Origin of the sequence: Tritonibacter litoralis (assembly GCF_009496005.1) — a bacterium.
Taxonomy (GTDB): Bacteria; Pseudomonadota; Alphaproteobacteria; order Rhodobacterales; family Rhodobacteraceae; genus Epibacterium; species Epibacterium litoralis.
In genome coordinates this window covers 1-635 of the sequence record NZ_WIBF01000052.1, presented here as the reverse complement: position 1 = coordinate 635, position 635 = coordinate 1, and the positions used below count along the sequence as shown (strand labels likewise).

Sequence of the window (635 nt, the reverse complement as noted above, 5' to 3'; positions counted from 1 at the left end):
TTGGCATCCGCCGTCAGACCGCGCGCACGGCGGTCCAGCTCGGCTTCCATACCAATCATCTGACCGATCTGCTGCACGCGCTCGGCGATATACTTGGGATCCGCACCGCGGTTTTTCAGCGGAAACGCCAGGTTCTCGCGCACGCTCATGGTGTCGTAAACAACCGGGAACTGGAACACCTGGGCGATATTGCGATCTGCGGTCGACGCATGGGTCACATCCTGATCATCAAACAGAATGCGCCCCTGGCTCGGCTGCAACAGGCCCGAGATGATATTGAGCAGTGTCGATTTCCCGCATCCCGAAGAGCCGAGCAGCGCATAGGCCTCGCCGTCTTTCCAAACGTGGTTCAGCTCTTTCAGCGCGAAGTCATCCTCGCGGGTCGGGTTGGGCAAATAGGAATGCGCCAGATTATCAAGCGTGATTTGTGCCATATCCAGCCCCCCTCATGCAACCAAAGCGTAAGAGGCCGGCGCCACCAATGCGCCATTCTCATCAAAGATATAGACATGCGCCGGATCCAGATAGACCGGCAGCGTCGCCCCGATCTCCAGGTTGTGGATCCCATGCACCAGCCCCACCCAGGTCTCACCATGGTGGTCCAAATGCACAAATGTCTCGGACCCGGTCAGCTC

At 58.6% G+C, this 635-nt stretch carries 1 protein-coding gene and 1 pseudogene; both read right to left on the bottom strand.

Annotated elements, in window-relative coordinates; translation table 11 throughout:
- A partial coding sequence (locus tag GFB49_RS20945; protein WP_153218201.1) for an ATP-binding cassette domain-containing protein occupies positions 1-434 on the bottom strand: 434 nt, incomplete at its 3' end.
- Between the two features lie 12 nt (positions 435-446).
- Positions 447-635, bottom strand: a pseudogene (locus GFB49_RS20940) (ABC transporter ATP-binding protein); the annotation flags it as partial.